Here is a 23,051-nt window from a genome sequence, read left to right as displayed (position 1 = left end):
GGAGACCACGACATGACGATCCTCGAATCCATCGAGCGCGGCCGGGACCACCAGGACTCCCCCGTGCTGGAGCTGTTCCGCGCGTGGGTGCGCCGCACCCCGGACGCGCCCGCGCTGATCGACGGCGAGCACAGCTGGAGCTACGCCGAACTCGACCTGCTGGCCGACACGCTGGCCGGCCGGCTGGCCGACCGGGTGCGCCCCGGCGACCTGGTCGGCGTCTGCCTCGACCACTCGGCGGCCCTGGTGGCCGCCACCCTGGCGGTGGCCCGGCTGGGCGCTGTCCACCTGCCGCTCGGGCCGCGCCCCGGCGAGCGGCGGCTGCAGGCCGTCGCCGAGAACCTGCGGCTGACCTGCCTGATCGGCGACCCCGACCTGCTGCCGCCGGCCCACCGGGCGGCGGAGCACCGCCGGCTGGAGCTGCCGACCGCCGGGGCGACCGCCGCGGCCACCGTGGTGGCGGCGTTCGCGCCGCCGGCCGAGGGCGCGGTCGGCGCGCCCGAGGGCAGCTACTACGCGGTGCTCACCTCGGGCTCCACCGGCCTGCCGAAGGCGGTGGCGGTCGGCGAGCCCTCGCTCGGCGCGCTGCTGCACTGGTACCGGGAGCTGACCGGGCTCGGCCCCGGCGACCGGCACAGCCTGCTGATCGGGGTGGCCTTCGACCCGCACATGATGGAGCTGTGGGCCTCGCTCACCGCCGGGTCCGCGCTGTGCGTCGCCCCGGACGCGGTGCGCTGGGACCCGGGCGCGCTCACCGACTGGTGGCGGGAGGCCGGGATCACCGTCTCGGTGCTGCCCACCCCGCTGGCCGAGCCGGTGCTGGAGCGGCCGTGGCCGCAGGGCATGGTGCTGCGCCACCTGATGGCCGGCGGCGACCGGCTGCGCCGCCACCCGGCGCCGGAGGTGACGGCCCACCTGCACAACGCGTACGGGCCGGCCGAGGCGACCGTGGTGACCACCGTGCACTCGATGGCCCCCGGCGCGGGCGGCGAGGGGGCGCCGCCGATCGGGCTGCCGGTGCCCGGCGCCGTGCTGGTCGTCACCGACCCGGACGGGCGGCCGGTGCCGCGCGGCGAGTCGGGTGAACTCCGGGTCGGCGGGCGCCCGTTGGCGCTCGGCTATCTGGACCGGGAGCTGACCGGGCGGCGGTTCGTGCCGGCGCCGGACGGCGTGCCCGGGGTCGGGCTGGTCTACCGCACCGGTGACCGGGTGCGGATGCGGGCGGACGGCGTGCTGGAGTTCGAGGGCCGTCTCGACGACCAGGTGAAGGTCAGCGGGGTGCGGATCGAGCCGGCCGAGGTCGAGGCCGCCTTCGAGCGCGACCCGCGGGTGCGCCGGGCGGTCGTCGCGGTGCGCCGGGACGAGGACGGCGGGGCGCGGCTGCTCGCGTTCGTCCAGGCCGCCGCTCCCGCCGGCCCGGTGACCACCACCGGCCCGGTGACCGCCGCCGACCTGCTGCCGCAGGTCCGCGCCTGGCTGCCGCAGCAGGCGGTGCCCACCGTCGTCCGGCTGGTCGACGACTACCCGCTGGACGCCAACGGCAAGGTCGACCGGGCCGCCCTGCTGGCTGCGGAAGAGACCGACCGGGCTGCCCAGGCCGCCGCCGCCGACGCCGGGCCGGCCACGCCCGACACCGAGGACGGCGGCTCGGACACCGAGCGCACGGTGCTGCGGCTGTGCCGCAAGCTGCTGGACCGCGCCGACCTCGGCCCGCAGGACAACTTCCTCGACGCGGGCGGCAATTCGCTCGCCGCGGCCCGCCTGCTGGTCGAGCTGGAGCAGGCCTTCGGCGTCCGGCTGCGCGCGCCGCAGCTGCTGCGCCAGCCCGACCTGCGCGCCGTGGCGGCGCTGGTCGAGGCTAGCCGGCCGGCCGTCGCCGTCTCCTGACCCGCCCGCCGTACAGGGTGCCCCGGCCTCGGCCGGGGCACCCGGAAGGGACCATCCATGACTTCCCCCGTTCTCCCGCCGGGCGGTGTACCCGCGCTGGTCGCCCACCAGGCCGAGCTGCGGCCGCAGGCGCTCGCCGTCTCGGACGGCGACACCACCCTGACCTACCGTGAACTGGTCGCCGCCGCCTCGGCCCTGGCCGCCGAGCTGACCGCCCGGGGCATCGGCCCCGGCAGCGCCGTCGGCCTGCTGGCGGCCCGCTCCACCCGGCTGGTGGTCGCCCAGCTCGCCGTCTGGTGGGCCGGCGGCCACGCCGTCCCGCTCGACCCCGCCTACCCGCGGCCGCGCACCGCCGGCATGCTCGCCGACGCCGGCGCCGTGCTGACCGTGGGCGACAAGGCGCTGCTCGCCGAGGCCGGCATCCCGGCCGCGCAGGCGCTCGCCCTGGACCCGGACGGGCTGCCGCAGGCGGCCACCACCGCGCCGCACCCCGCGCCCGACGGCGAGCAGGCGCTCGCCCTGGTGATGTACACCTCCGGCTCCACCGGCCGTCCCAAGGGCGTGCAGGTCACCCACCGGGCCATCGCCGACCTGGTCACCGCGCCGGACGCGGTGGCGCTCGGGCCGGGCGACCGGGTGCTGTTCCACTCGCCGTCCACCTTCGACGCGGCCACCTTCGAGATCTGGTCGCCGCTGGCCGCCGGCGCGGCCGTGATGGTCTCGCCCGCCGAGCGCGCGACCGCCGAGGACCTGACCCGCGACGTGGAGCGGTTCGGCGTCACCACCGCCTTCCTGACCACGGCGCTGTTCCACCAGCTGGCCGCCCGCCGCTCGCGGATCTTCGGGGTGCTGCGCACCCTGCTGGTCGGCGGCGAGGCGCTCTCCCCCGAGCACGCCAGGACGGTGCTGCGGGCCTTCCCCTGGCTCGACCTGGTGAACGTCTACGGGCCCACCGAGGCCACCACCTTCACCACCCTGCACCGGGTGCGCGAGGCCGACTGCGCGGGCCCGGTGGCGATCGGCCGCCCGTTCGGCGGGGCCCGGGTGCGGGTGCTGGACGAGCGGTTCGAGCCGGTGCCGCAGGGCGGCCGCGGCGAACTGTGGATCGGCGGCGCCCGGCTGACCCCGGGCTACCTGGGGCAGCCCGGCCTGACCGCCGAGCGGTTCCGGGAGATCCCCGGCGCCGGGCGGATGTACCGCAGCGGCGACCTGGTCTCGGCCCGGCCGGACGGCGCGCTGGACTTCCACGGGCGCGCCGACGACCAGGTCAAGGTCCGCGGCTTCCGGATCGAGCCGGGCGAGGTCGAGCACGCCCTGCGGCAGCACCCGGAGGTCTCCGAGGCCGCCGTGGTGGTCCGCCGGGCCGGCGCCGAGGACGCCGCGCTGACCGCCTTCGTGGTGCCCGCCGAGGGCCACCGGCCCACCGGCGAGGCCCTGCGCGGCCACCTGGCCGAGCGGCTGCCCGCCCACCTGGTGCCCACCGGCTGGGCCGTGCTGGCCGCCCTCCCGCTGACCGGCACCGGCAAGGTCGACCGCCGGGCCCTCGCCGACACCGACCCTTCGGACGGCGACACCCCGGCCCGGCCCGCGGACGGCGACGCGCTGACCCCGCTCCAGCAGGAGGTGGCGGCGGCCTGGGCCCGGGCGCTCGGCCACCCGGTCGAGCGGGCGGACGCCGACTTCCTGGCCGAGGGCGGCCACTCGCTGATGGCCATGTGGGTGGTCGACGACCTGCGCGAGGACCTGGGCGTCGACCTCTCGCTGGCGCAGTTCTTCACCCACCCCACCGTCGCCGCCCAGGCCGAACTGGTCGAACGGGCCCTGCTCGCCGCCCACGGCGAGCCCACCGAGGAGCAGCGATGACCGCCGCCACCGACCCGGCCCGGCAGGCCGAACTGCTCCTGCTGGCCAAGCGGCGCTCCGCCGCCGCCCGCCCCGCCGGGCCGCGCCCCGGCGGGCGTCCCGGCCCGGCGCCGCTCTCGCACGCCCAGCACCGGATGTGGCTGATGGAGCGGCTCGGCCGGGCCGGCGCGCTGTACCACGTGCCGCTCGCCACCCGGCTGCGCGGCCCGCTGGACACCGGCGCGCTCGCCGAGGCGCTGACCGCCCTGACGGCCCGCCACGCGATCCTGCGCACCCGCTACGGGCAGCAGGGCGAGCAGCCGTTCCAGGAGCCGATCGCCCCGGCCCCGGTGCCCGTCCCCGTGGTGGAGGTGGCCGCCGACGCCGCCGAGGAGCTGCTGCGGGCCGAGGCGGCCCGCCCGTTCGACCTGGCCGCCGGCGCCGCGCTGCGCGCGCTGGTGCTGCGGCACGGGCCCGAGGACCACACCCTCCTGCTCACCCTGCACCACATCGCGGTGGACGGCGGTTCGCTGCCGGTGGTCACCGAGGAGCTCGCCGCGCTGTACGCCGCCGCGCTCGCCGGCCGGCCCGCCGAGCTGCCCGAAGTCCCGCTCCAGTACGCGGACTTCGCCCGCTGGGAGCGCGGCCGGGAGGCCGAGCTGGACGCCCGGGTCGCCGAGTGGGCCGAGCTCCTCGACGGCGCCCGCCCGGTGCCGCTGCCCCGGCCGGCGGCCGGCGCCGGCCGCGACCGGACGGCCCGGCTGCACACGGCGGAGCTGCCCGCCGCGACCGTGGACGGGCTGCGCGCGCTCGGCCGCCGGCACGGCGCCACGCTGTTCACCGTGGTGCTGACCGCCGCCTTCGCCACCCTGGCCCGCGCCACCGGAGCCGGCGACCTCACCCTCGGCTGCGCCGGCGGCCAGCGCTCGCGGCCGGAGCTGCGCCGGCTGGTCGGCCTGTGCGTCAACACCCTGCCGATCCGCGCCGACCTGACCGGCGATCCGACCTTCGCCGAGCTGCTCGGCCGGGTGCGGTCCGCCCAGCTGGCGGCGCAGGGCCGGCACGAGGTGCCGTTCGACCTGGTGGTGGAGCGGCTCGGCGCCGCGGCCCGCGGGCAGGACGGCTCCCCGCTGCTCTCGGTCACCTGCGACCTGGTCGCGCCCACGGACGCGCTCGGGCTGCCGGGGGTGGCGGCGCAGGCCGTCGAACTCGACCTCGGCCTGGCCAAGTTCGACCTGGGCCTGTTCCTGGAGGACGGCCCGCAGCCGCGCTGCCTGGTGCAGCACGCCGAGGGCGCGCTGAGCGGGCCGGACGGCGCGCACCTGCTGGCCGACTTCGCGGCGCTGCTCACCGCCGTGGCCGGGGACGACGGTCTGCGGCTCGACCGGCTGCCGGTCCGCGCCTGGGAGTCGGAGCACCCCGCCGTGGCGGCGCTGCTGGCCGATCCCCGGCTCGGCGAGGCCTTCGTGCTGGAGCGCGACGGGCTGCCGCCGCTGGCGTACGCGGTCGCCCGGGGCCCGCTCGGCGTACCGGCAGCCGAGCTGCGGACGGCGCTGCGCGCGCTGCTGCCGGCCGACCGGGTGCCCGCCGCGGTGACCCTGCTGGACGCGCTGCCCCGGACCGCCGACGGCGCCGTCGACACCGACCGGCTGCCGGGCGCCCGGCCGACCGCGCAGGAGACGCCGGCCGCCCACCGCGCGCACGAGGACACCGTCCGGACGGCCTTCGGCGAGCTGCTCGGCAGCCGGCCCGGACCGGACGGCGACTTCTTCGTGCTGGGCGGGCACTCGCTGGTCGCCGTCCAGCTCGCCGAGCGGCTGCGGCTGCGCACCGGGCTGCCGCTGACCGGGCTGGATGTCCTGGAGCAGCGCACCCCGCGCGCGCTGGCCGCCCTGCTGGCGGGCCGGGCGGACGAGCAGCGGGCGGCGCAGGCGCGGCGGCCCGCGGGCGCGGCGGGCGGGGGCCGGCCGGTCCGCCCGGGCACGGTGCTGGTCACGGGTGCCACCGGCGGCGTCGGCGCGGCCGTGCTGCAGGAACTGATGGCGCAGGGCCGTCCGGTGCGGGCGCTGGCCCGCCCGGAGTCCGCGCACCTGGTGGCGCTGGACGGCGTGGAGGTGGCCGAGGGCGACCTGGCCGACCTCGACAGCCTGCGGGCGGCCGCCCGTGGCGCGGACGCCGTGATCCACGCGGCCTGCACATTCACGCGGCACGAGGTGGACGTGGCGGCCATGCGGGTGCTGGTGGAGTCCTGGCAGCGCGGCGGCTTCGTGTTCATCAGCAGCATCGACGCCTATGGCCGCCCGGTGGACGAGGAGGTGCCGGAGGGTGCGCCGGAGCAGCTGCCGGTGACCGCCTACGGGCAGGCCAAGCTCGACTGCGAGCGGATCCTGCTGGCGGCGGCCGGCGACGGCGACCGGGGACCGGCCGCGGTGGTCCGCTCGCCGATCGTCTGGGGTCCGCACCGGCGGCTGCGCGAGCAGCTGCGCTGGGGCGCGACCGGCGAGCTCTTCCAGGCCGCGCAGGCGGGGCGGGAGCTGGTGCTGCCGGACCCGGCGGCCGACGGTCGGAGCTGGTACGGCGCGTCCTGGGTGCACTCGGGCGCGCTCGCCCGGGCCGCGGTCGCCGCCCTCGACGAGCGCGGCCCGGCCGCCGGCCGGGTGGTCAACGCCGTCTCCGGCCACCTGGCCTGGTCCGAGTTCGCGGCCGAGCTGGCCCGGCTGCTCGACTCGCCGTCCGCGGTGCGGCTGGCCGCCGGCGCCGACCCGGAGCTGGCCCGCCCCTGGCGGTACCGGGCCGACGCGCTGGCCGCGGCGGTGCGCCCGGAGCCCGGCGAGGACTGGCGTACGGTGCTGGCCGCGATGGTGCGGTAGCGGACGCCACCGGACCCGGCGGCGCGGCGCGCCCGCCGGATTCGTTCCCCGTCCGGCCATAGGACCGCCCTATGGCCACATAAGCCCGGGTGCCCTACTGCGGCACCCGGGCAGCGGAGAGGGTGACGGTCAGGCCGGTGGTCACCCGGCCGAGCGCCGAGCGAAGGACTGCCTGCCATGCCTCGTCCCGTCCGGGTCGCGATCGTCGGGGCCGGCCCCGCCGGGATCTACGCGGCCGACGCCCTGATCAAGTCCGAGCTGACGGGCGACCCGGGCGTCTCGGTCGACCTGTTCGAGCGGATGCCCGCGCCGTTCGGCCTGATCCGCTACGGCGTGGCCCCCGACCACCCGCGGATCAAGGGCATCGTCGCCGCGCTGCACCAGGTGCTCGACAAGCCGCAGGTCCGGCTGTTCGGCAACGTCGACTACCCCGGTGACATCGGGCTGGACGACCTGCACCGGTTCTACGACGCGCTGATCTTCTCCACCGGCGCCGACGCCGACCGGGACCTGGACATCCCGGGCATCGGGCTGGACGGCTCGTACGGCGCGGCGGACTTCGTCTCCTGGTACGACGGCCACCCGGACGTCCCGCGCGACTGGCCGCTGGAGGCGGAGCGGGTCGCGGTGCTGGGCGTCGGGAACGTCGCCCTGGACGTCGCGCGGATCCTCGCCAAGACCGCCGACGAGCTGCTGAGCACCGAGATACCGCCCAACGTGCACCGGGGGCTGGCCGCCAACCGCGCCGTCGAGGTGCACGTGTTCGGCCGCCGCGGCCCCGCCCAGGCCAAGTTCAGCCCGATGGAGCTGCGCGAGCTCGACCACTCGCCGACCATCGAGGTGATCGTCGACCCCGAGGACATCGAGTACGACGAGGGCTCGATCGCCACCCGGCGCGGCAACAAGCAGGCCGACATGGTCGCCGCGACCCTGGAGAACTGGGCGATCCGGGACGCCGGCGACCGGCCGCACCGGCTCTACCTGCACTTCTTCGAGTCGCCGGTGGAGATCCTCGGCGCGGACGGCCGGGTGGTCGGCCTGCGCACCGAGCGCACCGAGCTCGACGGCAGCGGCAACGTGGTCGGCACCGGCCGGTTCCGGGACTGGGATGTCCAGGCGGCCTACCGGGCGGTCGGCTACCGCTCCGACGAGCTGCCCAAGCTGCCCTTCGACCCGCTCACCGCCACCGTGCCGCACCGGGCCGGGCGGGTGCTGGCGGCGGGTGCGCCGCTGGCCTCCACCTACGTCACCGGCTGGATCAAGCGCGGCCCGGTCGGCCTGATCGGGCACACCAAGGGCGACGCCAACGAGACGGTGGCCTGCCTGGTCGCCGACCACCTGGAGGGCCGCCTGCGCACCCCCGCCGAGCCGGCCGAGGACGCCGTCCCCGCCTTCCTGGCCGCCGCCGGCGTCGAGTTCACCACCTGGGAGGGCTGGCACCGGCTGGACGCCCACGAGCGGGAGCTCGGCGCCCGCGAGGGCCGCGAGCGGATCAAGGTGGTCCCGCGCGCCGAGATGCTCCGCGCCAGCGCCGCACCGCGCTGACCCCGCCCGGGCCGCTCGTTCGGCGGGACGGCCCGTCAGGCCCGGCCCGGGGCGTGCGCCGGCGGGGTGTCCAGCACGGTGAAGCGCAGGCCGGCCGCGCTGAGCCGGTCGATCAGGGCGGTGCCCATCGCGACCGCCGGGGTGACCTGGCCGGCGGTGGCCGGCAGGTCGTCGAAGGCCAGGCTGAGCGCGGACTCGGCGAGCATCTTCGCGGTCTCGGTGTAGCCCGGGTCGCCGCCGGACACCTCGGTGAAGACCCGCTGCCCCGGGCCGACCTCGCCGACGAACCGGACGGTGAACCAGGAGGCGGCGCGCTGCTCGGCGCTGGGCCCGGCCCCGGGCTTGTGCAGACCGCTCAGCGCCCGTCGCAGCGGCGGCAGTTGGGCGGCGAGCGCGAGCAGGGCGAGCCCGGCCCCACCGGCCAGTAGCACCGGCAGCCGCCGGACGGCCGCGTAGTGGCCGTAGCGGAAGGCCGGCCCGTAGTCGGGCCGGGCCGCCGCCGAGCGGGCCACCACCAGCGGGTCGATGGTGGGCATCGGCACCGCCCAGGCGCGGGCCTCGGCCGAGCGCCGCACCGGGCCGGCGGTGGCGACGATCCGGCGGTCGGACGGCCAGGGGTCGGCGGCGCGGCGCTCGCGGGCGGCGCGGGCCCCCGCCCGGGGACGGGAGATCACCGTCAGCGCCGAGGCGAGGGTGCCGCCGGAGAACCTCCCGCCGACCCGGACGAACCCCCGGACCGAGACCGGCACCTCCTCGGCCAGCAGGCCCTGCTCGCGCATCCGCTCCAGCGTGAACAGCACCCCCAGGTCGTGCGGCACCGAGTCGAAGCCGCAGGAGTGCACCAACCGGGCACCGGTGGCGACCGCCCGGCGGTGGTGCCGCAGGTACATCCGGTCAACGAACTCGGGTTCGCCGGTCAGGTCCAGGTAGTCGGTGCCGGCGTCCGCGCAGGCGGCCACCAGCGGCTCCCCGTGGTGCAGGTAGGGGCCGACGGTGGAGACCACCACCCGGGCCGCGGCCGCCACCTCCCGCAGCGAGGCGGGGTCGGTGGCGTCCGCGGCCAGCAGCGGGAGGTCGGCGCAGCCGGGCTCCAGGGTGGCCAGGCGCGCGCGCAGCGCCTCCAGCTTGCCGCGGTTGCGCCCGGCCAGCGCCCAGCGGCAGCCGGCCGGCACGTTCCGGGCCAGGTACTCGGCGGTCAGCGCGCCGGTGAAGCCGGTGGCACCGAACAGGACCAGGTCGTACGGGCGTTCGGCATCCATGGGCGTTCCCTACCGGCTGGTAATGGCGGAGCGCCTCACGCTAGGGACGGGCCGTCGCGGTGTCAACCGCAACCCGCGCCTGTCGCCCCCGCCCGTCGCCCCGCCCGGCAGGGCCGCTCAGCCGAAGTTCAGCGCGTACAGCCGGCGGATCCGGTCGGCGGTGACGAAGTCCATCGGGACGGTGCCCAGGACCGGCCGGGCCGCGGGAGCCAGGGCGCCCAGGTAGCCGTCCAGCCGGGGCGCCATCGCGTCGGCGGCCTGCCGCGGCCACAGGCCCCAGCCGGAGGAGGAGGTGAAGGTCAGGTAGAGCCGCTGCGGGTCGGTGGCGGCGCGGGCCGCGTCCAGGTGGGAGGAGGTCTCGGGCCACTTGCGGGAGGCGATCTCGAAGATCGTCCCGATGTCGTAGTCGTCCTCGATGTCGGTCAGCGCACCGCCCCACGGGATGCCGGGCAGACCCGGACTGTCGGCGAGCAGCACCACCCGCCCGCGCACCTCGCCGAGCCGGGGGATCCGGCTCTCGCCCCACATCAGGCCGCCCCATCTGGCCCGGTATCCCTCGAAGACGCTCAGGAAGTCGGCCGCCGAGGCGGTCGAGTACTCCTGCTTCACCCGCATCAGGACGCTCTCGCGCGGATGGGCGGCCAGGAAGGCCTGGCACTGGTTGAGCACGTCGCCGAAGAAGATCTCCTGGAACACCGGGCCGTGGTGGATCGCGAACACCCCGTCGATCAGCCGGCAGCGGATGTCGAAGAACCGTACTCCCGCCGCGAGTTGGTCGGGCACCGAGAGGGTCTGGGTCTGGGTGATCGGGCCGCCGTGCAGCGAGCAGGTGTCGTGGGTGCCGGGCACGGTGAGCCGGGACAGCCAGCTGTCGTCCGGCAGCGCCCCCTGCCAGTCCGCACCGCCCGGCACCTGAGCCGCACCGGCGCGCGGGGCCGCCACCCCGAGTCCGCCGCCCACCAGGCCGGTCACGCCGAGGGCCACCGCCGCCCTGCCGAACCCGCGCCGACTGATCCGTCGTTCCGTCAGATCCATGGTCCCATCCCGTCGTTCGCCCCGACCGGCCGAATTGCCATGTGCATTGTCAGGGCGGCCCGGGAGCCGTGACCAGACCCGTGCAGACAGTGGTGCGCGCGTTATCCCCCCGGCCGCGCACCGCCTACAGAGCGGACGGACGGCCCGCACCCCGCGGGCCCGGAGACCCCGCGAGGAACCGCGCATGATCCCCGTTCAGCCGCCGCCGACCGGCACCGAACCCGCCCACCCGCGACCGTCCGGCGCCCCGCAGGAGGGCGCCGATGCGCCGCCGGAGCCCATGGTGGACCTGCGGATCGGCGGCGCCCGGCTGGTCCTCCACCTGCCGGCCACCCTGCACCGGCTGGCGGCGGGCGCGGCCGTCGGCGGCGCCGGGGTGCTGCTCGGCCACCTGCTCCGGCGTTGAGCCCGCGCACCGCCCTGACGCGCTGTCATAGTGGGCGCGGCGCGGCCCGGCCGGGACTTCCCGCGGCAGCGCGTTATGTCCCCGGACCGGGCCGACCTAAGCAGCCTCGTGAGCACGGCGGGACGTTCGCCGTCGGCGGTCCGGGAGGGGTGCATGGGGCAGGTCGAGCGCAGCGGCGGAGCCGCCCGCCGCGCGCCGGGCGGCCTAGAACCGCAGCGCGGCCGACCCCCGGCCGCACCCGCGGGCGACGACCTCGGGCCCGAGCTGCGCCGGCGCCGGGAGGACGCCGCCCTGGTGGCCCGACTGGAGGAGCTGGGGTGGCGCGGACCGGAGTACGTGATCTTCGAGGACGGCCTGGTGCGCTACGGGTTGGCCGTGCTCGACCGGTGGCTGCGCACCGGCCAGGTCTTCCGCGAGTGCCGCAGCCGGCTGCGTCCGGTCCGGGTCGCCGACCGCGCCCGGGAGCGGCTGCGCACCGAGGCCGGGCGGGACGACCGGCAGCAGATCGCGCACGACGTGGTGGTCGCCGCGCTGCCCCGGTTCCGCCGGGACGCCCTGGTCGGCCGGGGCTGGAGCGAGCAGCTCGGCGCCGCCCTGCGGACCTACTTCGTCGGTGCGCTGCTGCAGGACTTCCCGAACGTCTTCCGCCGCTGGCACACCCGGTTCGACCAGGACCGGCTGGCCCTGCCGACGGCCGACCGGGTGCTCGCGGCGCTGGCCGAACGGGCCGGCCCCGACGGCGACCCGCTGCTGACCGTGCTCGCGGACGCCGAGGTGGCCAGGGTGCTGGAGGCCGTCGGCAACCCGCAGACCCGGCAGATGCTGGAGCTGGCGATGACCGGCATGACGCACCGGGAGATCGCCCGGCTGCTGGGCATCGCCCACCCGCAGACCGTCACCCAGCGCATCCACCGGCTGCGCGCCGCGCACCGCCGGGGCGGCCCGCCGGAAGGAGACAGCGATGACTGAACGGGACGCCGAGCGGCTCGACCCGGCGCTGGTGCTGCGCGCCGTGGCCGCGCTCGAACTCGCCCGCCTCACCACCCGGACGCCCGCCGACCTGGCCGAGCTGGACCAGTGGCTGGCGCACCTGCGCCCGGTGGCCCAGGGCCGGCCGGGACGGGCCGATGCCGCGTTGCCCGCCGGGGTCAGGTCCTTCCTGCTCGGCCTGCAACGCTCCTCGGTGCACCCGTCGCCCCGGCGCGCCGGCGACCTCGCCCCCGACCGCGCCACCGGCGCCGAGCTTGCCCTCGTCCAGGACTCCGCGCTCGCCGTCGCGGCGCACCGCGCGGCCCCGGCCCGCCGGGCGTTCCTCGGCGCCGAACTCCGGCTGCGGCGGGCGGCCGCGGCCGGGGACGGCGAGGCGGCCCAGGTGCTGGCGCGGCTGCTGCGGGCGGTCGGCCGGCACGCCGACGCGGACGCGGTCGAGGCCGCGGCCCGGGCCGGGTCGGCCTGCGGCGCCGCCGGCTTCCGGCTGGCGATCGCCGACGTCACCGCGCTGACCGGGCTGCTCGACCCCCGGCCCGCCGCGCCCGCACCCGCCTCGACTGCCGGTGGGTGGCGCTACGACGACGCCCATCGCCGCCTGCTGGAGCGGGCGGTCCGTGGTGAGCCCGCGTCCTTCGACCGGCTCTACGACCGGTTCGCCGGCAGCGTCGCGGACTACCTGCTGGAGTGCCTGCGGCACGACGGCACTGCTCGCGAGCTGGCCGAGGAGACCCGCCGGCGGGCCCGTGAGCGGATCGGCCGCTACCCCTGGGGGCCGCTGGACGTGGGGGCGTGGCTGCGGGCGATCGCCCGGGACCAGCTCGTCGAACTGGCCGCCGCACGGGCGGCCGGTGGTGTCGGGGCCGCTGCGGTCACCGCTTCGCGTAGTCGGTGAAGCCCTGCCAGTCGATCACCACGCACGGCTCGTCGCCGACCACCCAGGCGTCGTGCCCCGGCGCGGCGGTCATGAAGTCGCCCGGCCCGAAGTCCATCGTCTCGCCGTCGTCCATCACGATCCTCATCCGGCCGGAGACGAAGTAGCCGACGTGCGGGGCCTGGCAGCTCTCCGTTCCCGCGATCGGCTTGACGTGCTTGGACCACTGCCAGCCGGGCTCGAAGACGGCTCGGCCCACCGCGCCGCCCTCCAGGTTGACCAGCTCCACCTTCCCCTTGCCGTCCTCGAACGGCCGGACCTCCTCCGGTGCGTCGAGGCTCTTGCGGACCAGACCGGACATGGCGCGCTCCTTCACCGGTGCCGCTGCGGGCCCGGTGGGCGGGGGTCCTCACCGCACCCGCCGGGCCCGCACCTGTCGTCCCTCAAGTCTCCTCCCCGACGCCGCCGACCGCCCGGTGGTCAGCGGTGAGCGGTCAGCGGTGAGCGGTCACCGGTGCGGGCGGCGGTGCCGGCCGAGGCTATGTCGCCCGCCACCGCGGGCACGTCCGCGCGGATCGGTCGCGGCCAGCACCGCCGCCACCAGGAGCGGGGCGGTGAGCAGCAGCAGGTTCAGCATCAGGTCCGATCCTCTCGTCGGGAGCATACGAAGGACCGTAGCCAGCGAAGTGCGGCCGGCCGGTGATCAGCCACGCCCCGGGGCCGCCGACCCACTCGAACCGGTGATGCCCCGTACTCCGGCGGTGGCCGCTCCCCCTCGGGGCGGCGGCCGTCAGTGCGTGGCGATCCGCAGGATCCGGTCGTCGTCGGCGCTCGGCTGCCCGCGCCCGTCGGTGTTGCTGGTGCTCACCAGCAGGGTGCCGTCCTGGTCGGCCAGCACGCTGCGCAGCCGGCCGTAGCGGTCGGTGAAGTACGCCTGCGGGTCGCCGGTGACCTGGCCGCCGTCCACCGGGATGCGCCACAGCCGGACACCGTGCAGGGCGCCCATCCAGATCGCGCCGTCGGAGTAGGCGATGCCGCTGGGCGACGCCTGGTCGGTGTGCCACTGGACGAGCGGGTCGACGTACCCGGCGCGGTGGGCCTGGCCCTCGACCACCGGCCAGCCGTAGTTCCCGCCGGGCGTGATCAGGTTCAGCTCGTCCCAGGTGTTCTGGCCGAACTCGGAGGCCCACAACCGGCCCTGCGGGTCCCAGGCCAGGCCCTGGACGTTGCGGTGGCCCGAGGAGTAGACCACCGATCCGGGGTACGGGTTGCCGGGGGCGGGCGCGCCGTCCAGGGTCATCCGGAGGATCTTGCCGCCGAGCGAGGAGAGGTCCTGGGCCAGGCCGGTGCGGCCGGACTCGCCGGTGCCGGCGTAGAGCATGCCGTCGGGGCCGAAGGCGATCCGGCCGCCGTTGTGGATGTTGCCCTTGGGGATGCCGGTGAGCAGGGTGGTCGGCTCGCCCAGCTGCTGCCCGGACGGCTGCTGCTCCTGGTACGGCAGCCGCACGATCCGGTTGTCCTGGTCGCCGGTCAGGTACGCGTAGAGCAGGTGGTCGGCACCGTACCGGGGCGACAGCGCCAGCCCCAGCAGGCCGCCCTCGCCGGCCGCCGCCACCCCCGGCACGGTGCCGACCTCGGTCTTCGCCCCGCCGTGCGCGGCGACCCGGGTGATCGTGCCGGTGTCCCGCGAGCCGACCAGCAGGTCTCCCCCGGGCAGCAGGGCGACGCCCCAGGGGGTGTCCAGGCCGTCGGCGACCTGGCCGATCACCCGGACCCCGGACGTCGGCGACCCGCTGTTCGCAGTGGCGGAGCCGGTCGTGGCCGGCCCGGAGGTGGCTGCCGAACTGCAGCCGGCGGCAAGGACCAGAGCGGTGAGGACGGCGACCACTCGCGCTCGCATGTGCGGCTCCTGACCGGCTGCTCGGCTGCGCCTGCCACCTCCAGCACACCACAGCCCGGCCGGACCGACACCGGGAACGGACCGGGGCGCCGTCAGCAGAGTGTCGGGTCCATCATGCCCCGTCCGCGGCGCGACCGGTAGGACGAAGGGCACCATTCGTCGATCTTGTCCGGACCGGCCGGCACCCCGCAGACTCGACGCATTCCACCCCAGCCACCCGCCCCGGCGCCGTCCCAGGCCGCCGGGGCGCGCGGCGCGCTGCCCGGCCGACCGGCGGGAGCGTGGGGGGTGGTGGCGACGAGGGGGAACCATGGACCGTGATCTGGAACTGCGTGCCCGGGTGCTGGTGTTCGACGCGCACCGGTTGAGCCTGCCGCAGCGGGTGTGGGCGTACCGCGTCCTGGCGGAGGTCAGCCCGGCCGCCTACCGGCCGAAGCTGGCCCGCGCGCTGGTCCGGCTGAGCGCCGACGGCGCGCTGCTGGAGCTGCCCGCCGTCCGGCTGGCCCTGCTGGCGGAGGCCGTGGCGGCAGCGGGCGGCCTGGCGGAGTCGGACCCGATGCGCGGGCCGGCCCTCGCCCGCGCACTGGCCGCCCGCCGGGCCGAACTGGACCGGCAGGGCCTGACCGACTAGCGGCGACGGCCCGGGGTGGGACGAACGACGCCATCGGCATTGGGGGTGACGGAGCACCAGGGCGCGTCACCCCCGGCCCGTGCGTGCCGGTACGGTTTCCGGCGGCGCAGCACCGGATCACGGACGGACAGGAGAACCATGTCGGATCGGCTCGCGGTGGTATCGGGTGGCGGGACGGGCATCGGCCGGGCGATCGCGCACGAGTTGGCGGCGAGCGGGCACAGGGTGGTGGTGCTCGGCCGCCGGGCCGAGGTGCTGGAGCAGGCCGGGGCGGTGGTGGACGCGGCCGTCGGGGCGGCGCTGGTCGTGCCGCTTCCGGTCGACCTCACCGATCCCGCCCAGGTCGACCGGGCCGCCGGGACCATCGGGGGGCTCGGGGAGGTGGACGTCCTGGTGAACAACGCCGGTGCGATCATCACCCCACCCGCCGATGGGAGCCTCGGTGCGCTGGCCGAGGCCTGGCGCCGCGACCTCGACACCAACCTGATGACCGCCGTGCTGCTCACCACCGCCCTGCTCGGACGGCTGCGTCGGCCGGGCGGCCGGCTGATCATGATCAGCTCGGCGGCCGCTCAGCGCGGCGGCGCGGGCGCCCACTCGGCCGGCTCGTACGCGGCGGCCAAGGCGGCGCTGCACGGCTGGGCCTTCGGGCTGGCCCGGCAGCTCGGCCCCGAGGGCATCACCGTCAACGTCCTGGCCCCCGGCTACGTGGCCGACACTCCGATCTTCGGCGACCGGATGAGCGAGGAGTTCCACACCGCGAAGATCGCCGACACGCTGGTCGGCCGGGCCGGCACCCCCGCCGACGTGGCGGCCGCCGTCGGCTACATCGCCTCCCCGGCCGCCGGCTACCTCACCGGCCAGGTGATCGGCCTCAACGGCGGTGCGGTGCTGGGCCGTTGACAAGTGGGTCGACCCGTGGTCAGTCCGTCCGGAGCAGGCCCTCGCGTTCCCACACCGCGCGGGCCGCGGCCATCCGCTGCTGCTTGGTGCGCCGCCACTCGGTCCGGTCGGTGACCGCCCCCGGGGGCTCCTCGACCGCGTAGCACAGGGTGCACACGTAGCCGCCGCGCGGGCCGTCCTTGACCGGGGTGCCACAGGTCGGGCAGTAGCGGGAGTGGTGGACCTGACTGCTCATGGCGCCCAGATTACTTGCCGATCACGGCGCCGCACGAGTGGCAGACCAACTGCCGCCCCTGGTCGTTCATCAGCGCCCCGCAGCTCGGACAGTTCATCTCGGTGCCTCCGCCGGCCGCTCCCCAGCGATGGGGTGGGGCCGTCCCCACCGTGCCACCGCCGGGGGTGGCTGTCGAGGGGTCGGACGCCGGGCGGTCAGCCGCTCTTGCGACGGCGCAGGAGCAGCACCACCGCGCCGACCACCAGCACCGCCACAACCGCCGAACCTCCCGCTCCCCCGCCGCCGCTCGAGGTCGAGCCGGCGGCGGCGCCGGCCGCGGGTGCCGGGCTGCCGGTGCCGCCGGCGGTGCCGGCCCCGGCCGTGGGGGCGGGGGCCGGGTCGTCGAGCTGCTCGCGCCAGACCGTGCTGCCCTTGCCCTCGCTGCCGAACAGCAGCGCCTTGCCGTCCGCCGAGTAGGTCACCGACTCCCCCTGGCGCTGGAGCGGCACGTTGACCGAGCCGTCGGCCTGCGGGCGGTCGTCCTGCCAGCGGTAGGCCGCCGCGGAGAAGTAGCCGCGCAGCACCAGCCGGGTGCCGTCCGGGGCGAACGTGCCGTCGGTGACCCAGCCGACGTCCGCGATCGGACGGAAGGTGTTGACGCCGGTGGCGGAGAGTTCGGCCGGCCCCTGGTAGAGCTTGCCGCCGTTCTGCTTCTTGCTGGCGATGTAGGCCCGGCCGGTGACCGGGTGCACCATCAGGGCCTCCGCGTCGCGCGGCCCGTCCTCGTACTTCACCCGGTAGCGGACCGCGTCCACGGTCTGGTCGTGCAGGTCCTTCGGCTCGGCGAAGCGGTAGATCCACACCTCGGGCCAGGTGCCGTCGCGGTTGTCCCCGATGTCGCCGAGGTAGAGCTGCCCGTCCGGGCCGAGCGAGATCGCCTCGACGTCCCGCGGCTTGATCCCGCGCAGGGTGACGGTCGCGACCGTGCGCCCCGAGGAGTCCACCGCGTAGACGTAGGGGCCGTCGTCGCTGTCGTTGTGGGTCCAGTAGACGCCGGGGTGGGCCCGGCTGGCCGCCAAGCCGCTGGACTCGGTGATCCGGGGATCGCCGATGGTGAAGGCCTCCCGGGGCAGCCCGGCCGCGGTGGCGGGCGCCGCCGCCGGACCGATCGCCAGCAGGGCCGCCGCCAGCGCGGCGCCGCTCGCGCGCACCGTCCGCAGCCCCCGCCGTCCGTCCACCCCGCGCCTGGTCACCCAGCGATCATCGCACGGGTGTCGAGGGAGCTTCCCCGGGCCCGCGGCCTCAGAACAGCCCGCTGCCCCGGCGGGGCCCGTCGGTCCGCCCGAAGGCGGGGCGCAGAGGTGTCCCGGTGCCGTCAGCCGGGGCATCCAGGGGCCGGCCGGCCAGCAGCCGGGCGGCCCGGTCGACGATCTGGGGCAGCGCCGCGTAGAGCGAGTCGCCGGGACAGAGCGTGCAGAAGGCGTCGCGGTGGCCGGAGATGGCGTCGAAGGAGTGGCTGGTGCCGGCCGGGAAGCGGCTGTCGCTGCTGTTGGAGGTGAGTTCGGAGCGGCTGCGCGGGTCGATGCCGTAGGTGCCGAGCTTCCAGGCGGCGACCCGGGCCGTGGCGTCCAGGACGGCGGCCGGCACCGGCGTGGCCGCGTCGAAGGTGCCGATCACCCCGATCCCGGCGGTCTCCCGGTTGAACCCCATGGTGTGCGCGCCGACCACCGGGCGGCCGGTGGAGCCGAGCCGGCCCTCGTAGATGGTGCCGAAGCGGTCGACCAGGAAGTTGTAACCGATGTCCTCCCACCCCAGGTTCTCGCGGTGGTCCTGGTAGATGGAGCGGAGTATCTCCGGGACCTCCTGCGGCCCGTAGCCGTTGGGGTGGTCGGTGTGGTGGACGAACACCGCCCGCACCACCGCGTCGCACTGCGTCTCGCTGGGCGGTTCGACCGCCTGCCAGGCCGTACGGCGGACCACTTCGGGGGGCGGCGGCGGGGCGGACGGCCGGGCCGGGGCCTCGGCCGCCGCGGCGGCGGGCCCGGCCGGGGCGGAGGATGTTCGGTGCCGTGGCGGGCCCGCCGCGGCCAGGGCCGCCGCCGCTCCCGCCGTGGCCGCCTGCGCCGCGCGGCGCAGCACTGAGCGACGGTCGATGTCCATGCGGCGAGGATATGGACGTTCCGTAGTCGATCGCATGCGCTGGGTGACCGGTGGCCAACGGTCGGTGACCGTCGCGCGGCCCGGCGGGGCCGGGATCCGGAGCGCTAGCAGAGCCGCCGGCGACCGCCGGTACGACCCTCCGGCGCGGCCCGGCCCGGTCCACCGCAGGGGGCACGGCGTACCGCCGCCTGGCCGAGCCCGCCGCTCACCCCGGCGGGGACGGGACGGTGCGGCCCAGGTAGGTCAGCGGCCCGGGGTCGGGCACCGGGAGCTCCTCGAAGCCGAGCCGGTCGTAGAACGCCCGGGCCGCGGTGTTGGCGGTGACCATGCCGAGGTGCACGGCCGGCACCCCGCGCTCGCCGAGCGCGGTGAGCAGGGTGTCCATCAGCCGGCGGCCGTGGCCGCGGCGCTGGTGCGAGGGGAGCAGATCGATGTGCAGGTGGGCGGGGTGGCCGTCGAGTTCGGGCAGCAGCATCCGCTCGGGGCGGTGCAGCAGGTCGGCGACGATCTCGTCCGGGGTGGTCGGCGGTCCGGCGGGCGGGGGCCGGTACCGGGTGACCTCGGGGAGCCAGGTGTCCCGGTAGCGCCGGACGAAGACGGCGGTGTCTTCGGCGCCCAGCACGTAGCCGACCACCCGCCCGCCGTCGTCCAGCACGAAGGCCAGCTCCGGTTCCAGCAGCAGGTAGGGGGCGGCGAAGGTGAGCGGCAGCAGCAGCGGGTCGGCGTGGTGCCCGCGGGCGTCGCCGCCCTGGTGGCCGGTCCGCACGCAGATCTCGTGCACGGCCTCGCGGTCGGCTGCGCGGTAGGGACGGATGACGGGTGGCATCGGGGTCCTCTCTCTCGGCCGGTGGCGCGCGGGGCGGGCGGACGGACCCTCGGCCGTCCGCGCCGCCCCGCGCTCCGCCCCGGCGGGCTCAGCCCTGGTCGCCGACCGGGGGGATCGCGTTGTCCCGGACGGTCCGGGCGTACCAGCGGGCGCTGTCCTTGGGGGTGCGCCGCTGGGTGGCGTAGTCGACGTACACGGCGCCGAAGCGGCGGCTGTAGCCGTAGGACCACTCGAAGTTGTCGAGCAGCGACCAGAGGAAGTAGCCGCGGACGTCGGCGCCGTCGGCGACCGCGCGGTGCACGGCGGCCAGGTGGCGGTGGACGTAGTCGATCCGCTGCGGGTCGTGCACCGCGCCGTCGGGGGCGGGGGCGTCCTCGAAGGCGGCGCCGTTCTCGGTGATCATCAGCGGCAGCCCGGGGTGGCTCCGGGAGACGTCGGTGATCAGGTCGTAGAGGCCGGAGGGGTCGATCGCCCAGTTCATCGCGGTGAGTTCGCCGGGCGGCAGGTGGAAGAGGACCTGCTCGGAGCCGGGCCAGGGCGAGTGGTCGCTGGCGCCGTGGGCGTCGTTGCGGGCGGCCTCGCCCGGCTCCGACCGCTCGCCCTCGGCGGGGGCGGAGACCAGGGTCGGGGTGTAGTAGTTGATGCCGAGCAGGTCGATCGGGGCCGCGGCGGCGGCCTCGTCGCCGGGCCGCACCAGGGCGTCCCAGTCCAGCAGGTGGGCGGTGTCGGCCCGCAGGTCGTCGGGGTAACTCCCGTCCAGCATCGGGCCGGTGAAGATCCGGTTGCCGACGGCGTCGATCCGCCGGGCCGCGTCCAGGTCGGCCGGCCGGTCGGTGAGCGGGCGGACCTGGTGCAGGTTGAGGGTGACCGAGACGGTGGCGTCGGCGGGCAGTGCGGCGCGCAGCGCGGACACCGCGCGGCCGTGGCCGAGGTTCAGGTGGTGGGCGGCGCGCAGCGCGTCGGCGGGGTCGGTGCGGCCGGGGGCGTGCACGCCGGAGCCGTAGCCGAGGAAGGCCGAGCACCAGGGCTCGTTCAGGGTGGTCCAGAAGCCGACCCGGTCGCCGAGCGCCTCGGCCGCGATGGCCGCGTACTCGCCGAACCGCTCGGCGGTCTCGCGCACCGGCCAGCCGCCCGCGTCCTCCAACTCCTGCGGCAGGTCCCAGTGGTAGAGGGTGGCCACCGGCCGGATGCCGGCCTCCAGCAGCTCGTCGACCAGGCGGCGGTAGAAGTCCAGGCCCTGCTGCACGGCCGGGCCCCGGCCGGTGGGCTGGATCCGCGACCAGGAGAGCGAGAACCGGTAGGCCTGGAGCCCGAGTTCGGACATCAGGGCGACGTCGTCGCGGTAGCGGTGGTAGTGGTCGGTGGCCACGTCGCCGGTGTCGCCGGCGTGCACCTTGCCGGGCGTGCGGCTGAAGACGTCCCAGATCGACGGGGTGCGGCCGCCCTCGGCGGCGGCGCCCTCGATCTGGTACGCCGCGGTGGCGGCGCCCCACAGGAAGCCGGGCGGGAAGTCGAGCCGGCCGGCCGGGTCGGCGGGCGTACGGGTGGTCAGGGACGGTGCGGGGGAAGGCATTCGGGGAGCGCTCCGATCAGAGTGCTGGAGTGGGTGCGGCCGGGCACGCCGCCGGACCGTGTGGTCCCGGTACGGTTCAACTGTGCCCCGCCGCGGGTGCGGTTGGTACGGGGACGGGCCGGGCGGCGCCGGGCGGGTGGCGCAGGCGAGTGGCCGGGGCGGGTGGTCGGGGCGGGTGGTCGGGGCCGGTGGTCGGGGCGGGTGGTCAGCCCTTGACGGCGCCCTGGGTGAGTCCGCCGACGATGTGGCGGCCGAACAGGACGAAGACCAGCAACAGCGGCGCCGTCCCGATCAGCGCACCGGCCATGATCACCGACCAGTCGGTGGACCAGCCGGTGCCGAGCCCGGCCAGGGCGACCTGGACGGTGGGGTTGGTCGAGCCGTTCATCGCGATGATCGGCCACAGGAAGTCGTTCCAGGACTGGACGAAGGTCAGCATGCCGAGCACCGCCATGGCGGGCCGGGCGATCGGCACCACCACGTGCCAGACCACCCGCAGCGAGTGCGCGCCGTCCATCCGGGCGGCCTCCAGCAGTTCGGTGGGCAGCGCCTGGACCAGGAACTGCCGCATGAAGAACACCCCGAACGCGGTGACCAGGGCGGGCAGGATGAGCGCGCTCAGGTGGTTGCCCTGCCCGAGGTCCTTCATCAGGATGAACAGCGGCACCACGCTCAGCTGCGCGGGCACCGCCAGGGTCGCCACCACCAGCCCCATCAGGGCGCCCCGGCCGCGGAACCGGAGCTTGGCGAAGGCGAACCCGGCCAGCAGCGAGAACGTCACCGTGCCGAGCGTGACCGAGCCCGCCACCAGCGCCGAGTTGACCAGGGCCACGCCCATGCCACGGCCGCCGGCGTTGTGCCAGACGAACGACAGGTTCTTGAACAGGTTGCCGCCCGGGACCAGCGGCGGCGGGGTGGAGACCACGGCGTGCGCGTCGGTGGAGGCGGCGACCAGGGTCCAGTACAGCGGGAACAGCGAGACGAGCGCGACCACGGCCAGGACGGCGTAGGTCAGCGGGCCGGCGTGGTGCTGGCGGCCGGCCCGGGGGCGCGGCAGGCGCGGGCCGCGCGGCGCGGCGGACATGGGTGCTCCTCTCACTGCGAGCTCCGCAGGCGACGGGCGATCAGGGCGTTGACCAGGCCGATCAGCAGGAGCAGCGCGAACATGGTCCAGGCGATGGCGGAGGCCCGGCCCAGCATGCTGTTGCGGAAGCCCTGGTCGTACATGAACACCCCGAGCGTCTCGTACTGGTGGGCCGCGCCGCCCTGGTGGCCGCTCTGGCCGCCGAACAGGTAGGGCTCGCCGAACAGTTGGGTGGCGCCGATGGTGGAGACCACGGCGGTGAACAGGATGGTCGGACGCAGCGCGGGCACCGTGACGTGCCGGAACTGCCGCCACCGGGAGGCGCCGTCGATCGCGGCGGCCTCGTACAGCTCGCCGGGCACGGCCTGCATGGCGGCGAGGTAGATCAGCGCGTTGTAGCCGGTCCAGCGCCAGGTGACGATGGTCGAGATGGCGAACTGCGAGGTCCAGTCGCCGGCCTCCCAGGCGACCGGGTCGATGCCGACCAGGCCGAGGAACCAGTTGGCCATGCCGCTCTCCGGGCTGAAGATCAGCGCGAACACCAGGGTGGCGGCGGCGACCGAGGTCGCGTACGGCGCCAGCAGCGCGGTGCGGAAGAACGACCGGGCGCGCAGCTGGTAGTTGAGCAGGTGGGCGAGGCCGATGGCGATCATCAGCTGGGGCACGGTGGACAGGGCGCCGAGGGTGATGGTGTTGCCGAGCGCGTTCCAGAAGAAGTGGCTGGCCGGGCCGGTGAACAGGTCGGTGTAGTTCTTCAGGCCGACCCATTGGGCCTGGTCCACGTTGTACAGGCTCACCTGGTGCAGCGACAGCCAACCGGTGTAGAGCAGCGGGAAGAGCCCGAAGACCGCGAACACCAGGAAGAACGGTGCCACGAAGGCGTACGGCGACCCCTTGGTGTCCCATCGGTGGCGGCGGCTGCGCCACAGCTGGCGGCGCTGGTCCGCGCTCGGCGCGGGTCGGGGCGGCGGGGCGGCGGGATCCACTCCGCTGCCGCGTGCGCTGATGGAGGTGGCCACGGGTGGCTTCCTTCCGGGTGGGGGGACGGCGTGCGG

21 protein-coding genes are annotated in these 23,051 nt (G+C 76.3%); 9 read left to right on the top strand and 12 right to left on the bottom strand.

The genetic code is table 11. The features are described 5' to 3' along the window. Nucleotides 1–12 precede the first annotated feature (12 nt). The 4 genes from ABT014_RS22915 to ABT014_RS22900 all read left to right on the top strand — a co-directional run bounded on the left by ABT014_RS22915 (nucleotide 13) and on the right by ABT014_RS22900 (nucleotide 8,144). Nucleotides 13–1,887, top strand: a complete 1,875-nt coding sequence (locus ABT014_RS22915) for a non-ribosomal peptide synthetase (protein ID WP_350640883.1) — start codon at nucleotides 13–15, stop codon at nucleotides 1,885–1,887. 57 nt (nucleotides 1,888–1,944) lie between these two features. Further along, nucleotides 1,945–3,750: a non-ribosomal peptide synthetase gene (locus ABT014_RS22910; protein ID WP_350640882.1), complete on the top strand. Its 1,806-nt coding sequence runs from the start codon at nucleotides 1,945–1,947 to the stop codon at nucleotides 3,748–3,750. Then, nucleotides 3,747–6,599, top strand: coding sequence for a condensation domain-containing protein (locus ABT014_RS22905; RefSeq protein WP_350640881.1), 2,853 nt, complete (start codon nucleotides 3,747–3,749; stop codon nucleotides 6,597–6,599). Before ABT014_RS22910 ends, ABT014_RS22905 begins: the two co-directional genes overlap by 4 nt. 177 nt (nucleotides 6,600–6,776) lie before the next feature. Then, on the top strand, nucleotides 6,777–8,144 hold the full coding sequence (locus ABT014_RS22900) for an FAD-dependent oxidoreductase (RefSeq protein WP_350640880.1): 1,368 nt from the start codon (nucleotides 6,777–6,779) through the stop codon (nucleotides 8,142–8,144). A 35-nt stretch (nucleotides 8,145–8,179) separates the two neighbouring features. Here the strand turns inward: ABT014_RS22900 and ABT014_RS22895 are convergent, their stop codons facing one another. Continuing rightward, a complete protein-coding gene (locus ABT014_RS22895; RefSeq protein ID WP_350640879.1) occupies nucleotides 8,180–9,403 on the bottom strand; it encodes a saccharopine dehydrogenase family protein in 1,224 nt (407 codons plus the stop codon). Between the two features lie 117 nt (nucleotides 9,404–9,520). Next, nucleotides 9,521–10,438, bottom strand: coding sequence for a phosphatidylinositol-specific phospholipase C (locus ABT014_RS22890; protein ID WP_350640878.1), 918 nt, complete (start codon nucleotides 10,436–10,438; stop codon nucleotides 9,521–9,523). A 184-nt stretch (nucleotides 10,439–10,622) separates the two neighbouring features. Between ABT014_RS22890 and ABT014_RS22885 the strand changes: the two genes are divergently transcribed. The 3 genes from ABT014_RS22885 (at nucleotide 10,623) to ABT014_RS22875 (ending at nucleotide 12,726) form a co-directional block, all read left to right on the top strand. Then, nucleotides 10,623–10,844, top strand: coding sequence for a hypothetical protein (locus ABT014_RS22885; protein ID WP_350640877.1), 222 nt, complete (start codon nucleotides 10,623–10,625; stop codon nucleotides 10,842–10,844). Nucleotides 10,845–10,997: 153 nt separating this feature from the next. Continuing rightward, complete coding sequence (locus ABT014_RS22880) at nucleotides 10,998–11,813, top strand: hypothetical protein (protein WP_350640876.1); 816 nt, start codon at nucleotides 10,998–11,000, stop codon at nucleotides 11,811–11,813. Further along, nucleotides 11,806–12,726, top strand: coding sequence for a hypothetical protein (locus tag ABT014_RS22875; protein ID WP_350640875.1), 921 nt, complete (start codon nucleotides 11,806–11,808; stop codon nucleotides 12,724–12,726). The genes ABT014_RS22880 and ABT014_RS22875 overlap by 8 nt, the downstream gene beginning before the upstream one ends. Here ABT014_RS22875 and ABT014_RS22870 read toward each other — a convergent pair. The 3 genes from ABT014_RS22870 to ABT014_RS22860 all read right to left on the bottom strand — a co-directional run bounded on the left by ABT014_RS22870 (nucleotide 12,704) and on the right by ABT014_RS22860 (nucleotide 14,605). Continuing rightward, nucleotides 12,704–13,066 carry a cupin domain-containing protein gene (locus ABT014_RS22870; RefSeq protein ID WP_350640874.1) on the bottom strand — a complete coding sequence of 121 codons (363 nt, stop codon included), beginning with the start codon at nucleotides 13,064–13,066 and terminating at the stop codon, nucleotides 12,704–12,706. The genes ABT014_RS22875 and ABT014_RS22870 overlap by 23 nt on opposite strands. A 147-nt stretch (nucleotides 13,067–13,213) precedes the next feature. Next, complete coding sequence (locus ABT014_RS22865) at nucleotides 13,214–13,342, bottom strand: hypothetical protein (protein WP_350640873.1); 129 nt, start codon at nucleotides 13,340–13,342, stop codon at nucleotides 13,214–13,216. A gap of 153 nt (nucleotides 13,343–13,495) precedes the next feature. Then, a complete protein-coding gene (locus ABT014_RS22860) occupies nucleotides 13,496–14,605 on the bottom strand; it encodes a PQQ-dependent sugar dehydrogenase (protein ID WP_350640872.1) in 1,110 nt (369 codons plus the stop codon). A gap of 310 nt (nucleotides 14,606–14,915) precedes the next feature. Here ABT014_RS22860 and ABT014_RS22855 point away from each other — a divergent pair, with 310 nt between their 5' ends. Both ABT014_RS22855 and ABT014_RS22850 read left to right on the top strand, forming a co-directional pair. Further along, nucleotides 14,916–15,236, top strand: a complete 321-nt coding sequence (locus ABT014_RS22855) for a hypothetical protein (protein ID WP_350640871.1) — start codon at nucleotides 14,916–14,918, stop codon at nucleotides 15,234–15,236. A gap of 138 nt (nucleotides 15,237–15,374) precedes the next feature. Continuing rightward, complete coding sequence (locus ABT014_RS22850; RefSeq protein ID WP_350640870.1) at nucleotides 15,375–16,139, top strand: SDR family NAD(P)-dependent oxidoreductase; 765 nt, start codon at nucleotides 15,375–15,377, stop codon at nucleotides 16,137–16,139. Between the two features lie 19 nt (nucleotides 16,140–16,158). On the opposite strand, the gene ABT014_RS22845 is transcribed toward ABT014_RS22850, so the two are convergent. The 7 genes from ABT014_RS22845 to ABT014_RS22815 form a co-directional block, all read right to left on the bottom strand. Then, nucleotides 16,159–16,374, bottom strand: coding sequence for a hypothetical protein (locus ABT014_RS22845; RefSeq protein WP_350640869.1), 216 nt, complete (start codon nucleotides 16,372–16,374; stop codon nucleotides 16,159–16,161). Nucleotides 16,375–16,568: 194 nt separating this feature from the next. Next, the gene (locus tag ABT014_RS22840; RefSeq protein ID WP_502895070.1) at nucleotides 16,569–17,606 is read right to left on the bottom strand and encodes a WD40 repeat domain-containing protein; all 1,038 of its coding nucleotides are present in this window, start codon (nucleotides 17,604–17,606) and stop codon (nucleotides 16,569–16,571) included. 49 nt (nucleotides 17,607–17,655) lie between these two features. Further along, a complete protein-coding gene (locus tag ABT014_RS22835) occupies nucleotides 17,656–18,513 on the bottom strand; it encodes a peptidoglycan recognition protein family protein (RefSeq protein ID WP_350640868.1) in 858 nt (285 codons plus the stop codon). 205 nt (nucleotides 18,514–18,718) lie between these two features. Continuing rightward, nucleotides 18,719–19,339, bottom strand: a complete 621-nt coding sequence (locus tag ABT014_RS22830; protein WP_350640867.1) for a GNAT family N-acetyltransferase — start codon at nucleotides 19,337–19,339, stop codon at nucleotides 18,719–18,721. Nucleotides 19,340–19,427: 88 nt separating this feature from the next. Next, entirely contained in the window at nucleotides 19,428–20,912 is a 1,485-nt protein-coding gene (locus ABT014_RS22825; protein WP_350640866.1) for a GH1 family beta-glucosidase, read from the bottom strand. Nucleotides 20,913–21,117: 205 nt separating this feature from the next. Beyond that, a complete protein-coding gene (locus tag ABT014_RS22820; RefSeq protein ID WP_350640865.1) occupies nucleotides 21,118–21,996 on the bottom strand; it encodes a carbohydrate ABC transporter permease in 879 nt (292 codons plus the stop codon). Nucleotides 21,997–22,007: 11 nt separating this feature from the next. Further along, entirely contained in the window at nucleotides 22,008–23,015 is a 1,008-nt protein-coding gene (locus tag ABT014_RS22815; protein ID WP_502895069.1) for a carbohydrate ABC transporter permease, read from the bottom strand. Nucleotides 23,016–23,051 lie beyond the last annotated feature (36 nt).

The organism is Kitasatospora sp. NPDC094015 (genome assembly GCF_040304075.1).
In the GTDB taxonomy this organism is placed as follows: domain Bacteria; phylum Actinomycetota; class Actinomycetes; order Streptomycetales; family Streptomycetaceae; genus Kitasatospora.
The sequence above is the reverse complement of the archived record's forward strand: the minus strand, read 5'-3'. Positions and strand labels throughout refer to the sequence as shown.

Excerpts from the sequence above, each read along its gene's own strand:
- ABT014_RS22860 (WP_350640872.1), bottom strand. The coding sequence starts at position 14,605 with ATGCGAGCGCGAGTGGTCGCCGTCCTCACCGCTCTGGTCCTTGCCGCC.
- ABT014_RS22875 (WP_350640875.1), top strand. The coding sequence starts at position 11,806 with ATGACTGAACGGGACGCCGAGCGGCTCGACCCGGCGCTGGTGCTGCGC.
- ABT014_RS22845 (WP_350640869.1), bottom strand. The coding sequence starts at position 16,374 with ATGAGCAGTCAGGTCCACCACTCCCGCTACTGCCCGACCTGTGGCACC.
- ABT014_RS22905 (WP_350640881.1), top strand. The coding sequence starts at position 3,747 with ATGACCGCCGCCACCGACCCGGCCCGGCAGGCCGAACTGCTCCTGCTG.
- ABT014_RS22910 (WP_350640882.1), top strand. The coding sequence starts at position 1,945 with ATGACTTCCCCCGTTCTCCCGCCGGGCGGTGTACCCGCGCTGGTCGCC.
- ABT014_RS22820 (WP_350640865.1), bottom strand. The coding sequence starts at position 21,996 with ATGTCCGCCGCGCCGCGCGGCCCGCGCCTGCCGCGCCCCCGGGCCGGC.
- ABT014_RS22900 (WP_350640880.1), top strand. The coding sequence starts at position 6,777 with ATGCCTCGTCCCGTCCGGGTCGCGATCGTCGGGGCCGGCCCCGCCGGG.
- ABT014_RS22850 (WP_350640870.1), top strand. The coding sequence starts at position 15,375 with ATGTCGGATCGGCTCGCGGTGGTATCGGGTGGCGGGACGGGCATCGGC.
- ABT014_RS22825 (WP_350640866.1), bottom strand. The coding sequence starts at position 20,912 with ATGCCTTCCCCCGCACCGTCCCTGACCACCCGTACGCCCGCCGACCCG.
- ABT014_RS22835 (WP_350640868.1), bottom strand. The coding sequence starts at position 18,513 with ATGGACATCGACCGTCGCTCAGTGCTGCGCCGCGCGGCGCAGGCGGCC.
- ABT014_RS22880 (WP_350640876.1), top strand. The coding sequence starts at position 10,998 with ATGGGGCAGGTCGAGCGCAGCGGCGGAGCCGCCCGCCGCGCGCCGGGC.
- ABT014_RS22890 (WP_350640878.1), bottom strand. The coding sequence starts at position 10,438 with ATGGATCTGACGGAACGACGGATCAGTCGGCGCGGGTTCGGCAGGGCG.
- ABT014_RS22855 (WP_350640871.1), top strand. The coding sequence starts at position 14,916 with ATGGACCGTGATCTGGAACTGCGTGCCCGGGTGCTGGTGTTCGACGCG.
- ABT014_RS22895 (WP_350640879.1), bottom strand. The coding sequence starts at position 9,403 with ATGGATGCCGAACGCCCGTACGACCTGGTCCTGTTCGGTGCCACCGGC.
- ABT014_RS22885 (WP_350640877.1), top strand. The coding sequence starts at position 10,623 with ATGATCCCCGTTCAGCCGCCGCCGACCGGCACCGAACCCGCCCACCCG.
- ABT014_RS22830 (WP_350640867.1), bottom strand. The coding sequence starts at position 19,339 with ATGCCACCCGTCATCCGTCCCTACCGCGCAGCCGACCGCGAGGCCGTG.
- ABT014_RS22870 (WP_350640874.1), bottom strand. The coding sequence starts at position 13,066 with ATGTCCGGTCTGGTCCGCAAGAGCCTCGACGCACCGGAGGAGGTCCGG.
- ABT014_RS22865 (WP_350640873.1), bottom strand. The coding sequence starts at position 13,342 with ATGCTGAACCTGCTGCTGCTCACCGCCCCGCTCCTGGTGGCGGCGGTG.
- ABT014_RS22915 (WP_350640883.1), top strand. The coding sequence starts at position 13 with ATGACGATCCTCGAATCCATCGAGCGCGGCCGGGACCACCAGGACTCC.